Below are 5,985 nucleotides of genomic sequence, written 5' to 3' on the forward strand. Positions count from 1 at the left end.
GCGGGCGCGATTGCCAAAGCGCTGTTTCCTGGGCACCAAGGTGGTGGCATCCTGGGCACCATGATTCTGGGTATTGTCGGTGCTTTTGTCGGTGGTAGCCTCTTCAGCTTTTTAACCACGGGTACCATAGCGTTGACCTCAGCCGGGCTGAGCCTGGGCGGCATCTTAGTCGCAGTGCTGGGCGCGATTGTTGCGCTGTTCATCTACTATGCTGTGACCCGTCGGAGCGCTTCCTACTAAGTATTGAAGCCAACAACTAGCCCTAAGTAGCAATGAAGCCCCTGCAAGTACAGGGGCTTTTTGCATGGCGATCGTTTAGTGGCAGGAAGGCTGACTCCCATAGCTGTTTAGCGCATGAGGGTCAGCGTCAATTGAACATCTTGCTTGGACTCGGGAGTCCACTCCTCGAGCTTAGTGCGAGTCGAGGGGCACTTACGTCTTTCGCTAGTAAAGTCAAACAAGAAACAAGGCATTCCTTGCGGCAGAAAACTTTGCTGTGGGTTTTCCACCACTTGAGGGAGCTTTGTACTGACCGCTATTGACGCTTTAACCAGTGCGGGAAGAACGCGTACGGCTCTAAGCGCTCGCGCCATGAGTAGACAAAGCACGACCAGGCTAGGTCGGTAAAGTTATGGGTGCCGCTGTCTTTAGAAATTCTTTGTTTGTAGGAGACAAGGTTGCTGATATTCGTTCGTAAACACAAAGGCTTCTATCAGTCTGACAGCCTCGAACGTACTTAAAGCTAGCTCTGTATAGAGATTGGCATAAGTAAGTGCCTGCTCCTTAACAGCGAGGCGTTTCTTGCGGTTACTCGTGCGTTTGGTTGTACCAGTACGTCCTGTGATCTCAAGGTCAAGCCATTTCACTTCCACTACAGCAAAACAGCCAGCGCCGTCCGTAAACACAAGGTCTCCACGTCCGAGATCCGTGCGACCGGGTTCCACTTCCCATTCATCCTCAATCACATACGGGTAGTCGGGAAGTAACTGAGTGCTCATGAGGACAAGTTGCCGTTTCAAGGCGTATTCACCATTGCCGTCCCAATTGCGACCTTCAAGGTAGGTTCGCAGGACTTGATTACGATGCTCAATTTCAAGCTGGTTCACGGTCTTTCAAGTAACAATGCTAACAAGTGCTACTGATCACTTCATGACTCAAGGCAGTCTTTCCACAAAACCTCAAGCAATGGTTCCGCTGGGTGGTCTTGTAGGCGCTAGAGCCGAGGCAGTTGAATGTGTTCTTTTCCTCCGTGATGAAAAGAACACATGTACGGACCCGTTGCGTTTAAGAGTGAGTACCATAAGACGTTCCGTTGAGGGGGAGGGACGCTACCTACGCTGCCTCAGTGCCGTCTCTAGACTCTTGCTATGAGGTTGTGCCGCAGCCCTGTCTCTCACCTTCTGCTTTCCTTCACTAGCCTTCACGCCCTCCCCGCCCAAATAACTGCGCTCTCAGTCTTTTCACCGTTGCCTGCCACTGTGCTTGCTCCAGGCGAAAAGTGCTATTGCGTGGCTCCTTCTGACACTTCACACTCGCTAAGTGTAAGGCTGCTTCTGATTGAGCCAGGACAGCTAATTGTTGCTGCTTGGTCGGTTGAGGCATAGTAAGTCACCTTCAGTCTGCTTCAAAGCTATGCAGTCTAACTGATTCATACGACAACTGTGCGGAGTGGTGTCCCCCCTCACCCAGGTCGCAGTACGTAGAGCCACGCTACGCTGCTGTTTGGACTAGAGAGCACGAGTAGGAGAAGCCCTGTCTGCTCAAGTGGGATGCAGTGATACTGGCTGAGCAGGGAAGTTTTCCATTAATTGGTGGAAGGGTAGCAAACGTGGTGCACATTGTCGCAAACCAGTGAAACAGAGGCATTGAAAACCCTAAAAACGCTGTGTGCAGGTCGTTACAATCTATTTCTGGCAGTTCAGGATTCACCGCTAACTAGGGGGGCGATCGCCAAAAGCATCTGACGTGCAAGAGCTTCGGCGGCTTTGCTGGTGCAGTCGTCGCTTGTATAAAGCACCTCAGAAACGACGGTAAAAGGTCAATGAGAACTTATGATCTAGCAACGTCTCAAGAGTTTGAGTCATGGCGAAGGAGTTATCCAACATCGGCGGTGATTATGATGTCCTGCTGCGAGCGCTAAAAGAGCGGATTCGCATAGCCCAGGTACGTGCAGTGCTGGCAGTGAACCGCGAACTGGTGCTGCTCTACTGGCAAATCGGACGAGAGATTTTAACCCGGCAGCAGCAGCAAGGCTGGGGAGCGAAAGTCATTGACAAACTGGCAAAGGACTTGCAAAAGGAATTCCTAGAGATGAAGGGCTTCTCGCCCCGGAACCTCAAGTACATGCGAGCCTTTGCTGAAACCTATCCAGAAGAACCAATTGTGCAAGGGATGCTTGCACAAATTACCTAGTATCACAACATTGCCTTGATGGAGAAGCTGAAGTCTCAGGCTGAACGCCTTTGGTATGCCCAGAAGACCGTTGAAAATGGCTGGAGCCGCAATATTCTGGTCTATCAAATTGAAAGCCAACTCTATCAGCGCCTGGGGGGAGCGGTCACTAACTTTAATCGCGCCCTACCCCAACCGCAATCGGACTTAGCGCATCAACTGCTTAAAGATCCCTATTGTTTCGATTTTCTCAGCCTGGGCGAAACTGCCCAAGAGCGAGATTTGGAAAATGCGTTGGTCAACCACATCCGAGAGTTCTTGCTGGAGTTGGGAGTGGGGTTTGCCTTTGTGGGCAATCAGTATCGTTTGGAAGTCGGGGGTGAGGACTTTTATATCGACCTCTTGTTTTACCATCTGCGGCTGCGCTGCTACGTGGTGATCGACCTGAAGATGACTGAATTCAAACCAGAGTCTTCTGGCAAGATGAACTTTTACGTGTCGGCAGTGGATGATCTGCTGCGCCACCCGGATGACCAGCCGACGATTGGCATCATCCTCTGTAAGTCGAAGAACAAAGCCGTGGCAGAGTATGCCCTGAGGGATGTGAATAAGCCGATCGGCGTTTCCACCCATCAATTGACGGGTGGGTTGCCCAAGCCACTGGAGACGAGTTTGCCAACGATCGAGCAACTGGAGATGGAGTTAAATACGGTAGTGCTGGTGGTCGAGCAGGCAGAAGCAGCGACAGACTGAGGAGAAGACGGCTTGTGGTTCGGTTGCCGCTGATGGCGATTACTTGTCTCCCTAAGCTTCACCCTGCGCTAATGTGGATGGGCTTGAGCAGTATCGGCAAGACGTAAGATGAGTGACTTTGAACGGCTAGACAATGCCTGGGAGCAAGCAGAGCAGTCACGTCATGCGGCACTGTTGCGGCAATTGAAAGCAGAGGTGCGGGAGTTTCGGCGACAAGCACGCGGCTCTAGTGTGCCATCGTCACCAGTGCCCAAAGAGCAACCGTCTCAACCAGATCCTGGTTTGGTCAAGCGAACACGCTCCTAACACCTCTGGCTGGCTTTGGCTTCGTCTACTCAACCTCACTGCGATCATCGCTAACCCACCACTCAAGATGGATGAGCCTTCTTACCCCCACTTGTACCTTCGTGTCTGCGGCTCGGGTCAACGCCCCTCCTGGCAAGCGTTTTATGACTGGTGCACTGCCAGGATAATGCGAGCACACGCTTCGGCATCAGACAACGCTTGATGGTGCTCTAGCTCGATGCCGAGGTAGGCACAAACATGGGGCAGTTTCGTCGAACGCAGATTCCAGGTTTGGCGAGCCAGTTGCACTGTACAAGCAAAGGATTGTACTGGTCGCGGCATGTCATAAAGGTCACAGCAAGCGTAGAGCACACCTTTGTCGAAGGAGGCGTTGTGGGCGGCGAGAAAAGCGGCACCCTGCAAGAGGGGTTGGATCGCAGCCCATCGTTCACCGAAAGTCGGTTGGTCTGCCATATCCTGCCACCGAATCCCGTGGATATGGGTAAAGCGGAAACTCGCACGCGGCGGACAAATTAAATAATGCACCCGATGCACAACTTGATCGTCTTCCACGCGGATCAAGCCCACAGAGCAGGTGCTATCGCGTCCGTGATCGGCGGTCTCAAAATCTAAGGCAACAAAGGTGGTCATAAGGCAGTGATGGCACCAACGGTCAAAGCGATGTGCGCCTTCATCATCAGCCCAAATGTAAATGTGCAGATTATTTAGCGCAGTTAGTAAATGAGTGGCGCAGTCCGTAGAACTCTATCCTTTCTGCATGCCGTACTTTTGCCAACAGCTACCACCTACTGATGGGCTCTACTGCCTGTTGTAGCGCTACTCATTTGTAAATCACACCACTTACCTGCTCACTCACTTGATGTGGTAGCCAGATGAGTGGTTCTGGAGAAGATGATAGTTGCTGCTGCCACCGCTCATAATTTTCTGGCGGCGTTTTGGACAAAATCTCAAACTGTGCCTGTACTCGCTGCATAGACTGGCAACACCCCACCTTATACAAGGTGATGATATCTTCAATTTCTGGTTCAGTCAGCAATCTTTCTGCGGTATCCACGCACTGTTCATAGAGTGTTCCTAAAATAGCGGGAGAACGCAGCAGCTCACCTAAGTCTTGCAAAATTTTGATTCGTTCTTGCAATTGCCGAAATCGCTTGTGAGCAAGGTATCTAGCGGTTAGGTATCCTTTAAGCAAGTTGGCATAGGCAGCATAAACAACCCAGACATAATCTAGAGAAATACTATCTTGCTCTCGCCGACTACAATCTTGGATCAAAAACTTGAGTTCTACTTCCAGGTCATTGAGTATGCGCATAACCTGGACGTCAAGAGCATCATTTAATCCATCATTTTCCAGACTATCTGCAAAACATACTGTATCTTTAGACAGGATCGAGATCTTCTTCAAATGATCCTTGCACTGTTTTCTAATCAAAATAGAGAGTTTTTCATCAATACTCACCATTTTTTGATCAAGTCTGTCCAACTTTTTGCTGATCAAATAAAATCCTGCAATATTAATGCCGATATTCACACCTAAGAGAGCAGTATCAAGCATTGCCAGTGTTTGGACCTGTTGAACAATATCCAGGATTTGCTTTAATTGATGGTTTGTCCATAGAGTCTCAGCTATGCCTGAAACCCAATTCAGAGTGGGAAGATTCAGCAACGTTTTGAAGGAAAATTCAGCTAGAGGCGCTACTTGCTCCAAATGTGCCACAACCTGATGAGTTATTCCACTTTTTAGCATGACTCCATGAACGTAGTATTTTCCGCTAAATAGTCCCTCAATAAATTCTTTAGGAACACCGACCAAAAATTGAGGTGTGTTCATTTACCACTCCCTTGCTTGTAGTCGATTTTGATAGCGACAACTATAAATCGAGAAAATCGTTTCTAAAAACAAAATTTCTTTCTTCTTGTCATTAAACTTTGATGCTGCAAAACCGATACTAGTCAGAATTCCAGCCCCAGCAATTGCCCATCCCACAGGACCAGCAAAGAATCCAAGAACAATTATCTCCAGAGGTTTTATGCCTGCCACCGCTAGCAGATGAATCACAATCCATGCCATAAAGCCCTGTGTTAGTTGCTGCAAAATAATCCCTGAAGCAATCGGAAGAGCGATCGCGGGAAGTCCTACGCCTCCTATCAAGATTGACTTTACTCTCTCTTTTGTAAGGCTTTCTCTTGCAACAGAAACGTTATTTTTTCGAGTTCTTTCTTGATTCTCTCTGACAATCCTTTCTCTTCCTTTTCACTAAGGGAATCGATCATTAAGAAAATGATGTTACGAACAATAGCTTCCAGTCGATCGTCCAGAGTTACATAATTACCATCTTCTTTAATACGCTTTATCTCATCAAATAGTAAATTAACTCTAGATCTCAAATTCACCAAGTTTTTATTTTTTTCTAAAAGACCTTTTAGAAAGTGTTTGTAAATGCTGGTTAAGCAGGTTTCAAGTTCCTCGTTCGTCGGTTGTTTGTTAACCGCCTCAGCATCAACCGAATCATGACCACATAAACCATGCCTTCA

General features: G+C 48.7%; 8 protein-coding genes and 1 pseudogene. 4 read left to right on the forward strand and 5 right to left on the reverse strand.

Annotated elements, in window-relative coordinates; genetic code table 11:
• The coding region (locus H6F86_RS23775) for a GlsB/YeaQ/YmgE family stress response membrane protein (RefSeq protein ID WP_190451963.1) at nucleotides 1-240 on the forward strand (240 nt) is incomplete at its 5' end.
• Between the two features lie 407 nt (nucleotides 241-647).
• Here H6F86_RS23775 and H6F86_RS23780 read toward each other — a convergent pair.
• Complete coding sequence (locus tag H6F86_RS23780; RefSeq protein ID WP_190451965.1) at nucleotides 648-1,106, reverse strand: hypothetical protein; 459 nt, start codon at nucleotides 1,104-1,106, stop codon at nucleotides 648-650.
• 307 nt (nucleotides 1,107-1,413) lie between these two features.
• Nucleotides 1,414-1,602 carry a hypothetical protein gene (locus tag H6F86_RS23785; protein WP_190451966.1) on the reverse strand — a complete coding sequence of 63 codons (189 nt, stop codon included), beginning with the start codon at nucleotides 1,600-1,602 and terminating at the stop codon, nucleotides 1,414-1,416.
• Nucleotides 1,603-2,082: 480 nt separating this feature from the next.
• Between H6F86_RS23785 and H6F86_RS32435 the strand changes: the two are divergent.
• The 3 genes and pseudogenes from H6F86_RS32435 to H6F86_RS23795 all read left to right on the forward strand — a co-directional run.
• Nucleotides 2,083-2,532 (forward strand): annotated as a pseudogene (locus H6F86_RS32435) (DUF1016 N-terminal domain-containing protein); the annotation flags it as partial.
• 78 nt (nucleotides 2,533-2,610) lie between these two features.
• Nucleotides 2,611-3,144, forward strand: a complete 534-nt coding sequence (locus H6F86_RS32440; protein WP_277881706.1) for a DUF1016 domain-containing protein — start codon at nucleotides 2,611-2,613, stop codon at nucleotides 3,142-3,144.
• 108 nt (nucleotides 3,145-3,252) lie between these two features.
• Nucleotides 3,253-3,450 (forward strand): hypothetical protein, encoded by a 198-nt coding sequence (locus tag H6F86_RS23795; protein ID WP_190451969.1) that lies wholly within the window; start codon nucleotides 3,253-3,255, stop codon nucleotides 3,448-3,450.
• A gap of 141 nt (nucleotides 3,451-3,591) precedes the next feature.
• Here the strand turns inward: H6F86_RS23795 and H6F86_RS23800 are convergent, their stop codons facing one another.
• The 3 genes from H6F86_RS23800 to H6F86_RS23810 form a co-directional block, all read right to left on the reverse strand.
• Nucleotides 3,592-4,080 carry a 3'-5' exonuclease gene (locus H6F86_RS23800; RefSeq protein ID WP_190451972.1) on the reverse strand — a complete coding sequence of 163 codons (489 nt, stop codon included), beginning with the start codon at nucleotides 4,078-4,080 and terminating at the stop codon, nucleotides 3,592-3,594.
• Between the two features lie 190 nt (nucleotides 4,081-4,270).
• Nucleotides 4,271-5,281, reverse strand: a complete 1,011-nt coding sequence (locus tag H6F86_RS23805; protein ID WP_190451974.1) for a hypothetical protein — start codon at nucleotides 5,279-5,281, stop codon at nucleotides 4,271-4,273.
• Nucleotides 5,282-5,602: a hypothetical protein gene (locus H6F86_RS23810; protein ID WP_190451976.1), complete on the reverse strand. Its 321-nt coding sequence runs from the start codon at nucleotides 5,600-5,602 to the stop codon at nucleotides 5,282-5,284.
• Nucleotides 5,603-5,985: the final 383 nt, after the last annotated feature.

The organism is Phormidium sp. FACHB-592, from assembly GCF_014695795.1.
GTDB lineage: Bacteria > Cyanobacteriota > Cyanobacteriia > Leptolyngbyales > Leptolyngbyaceae > Stenomitos.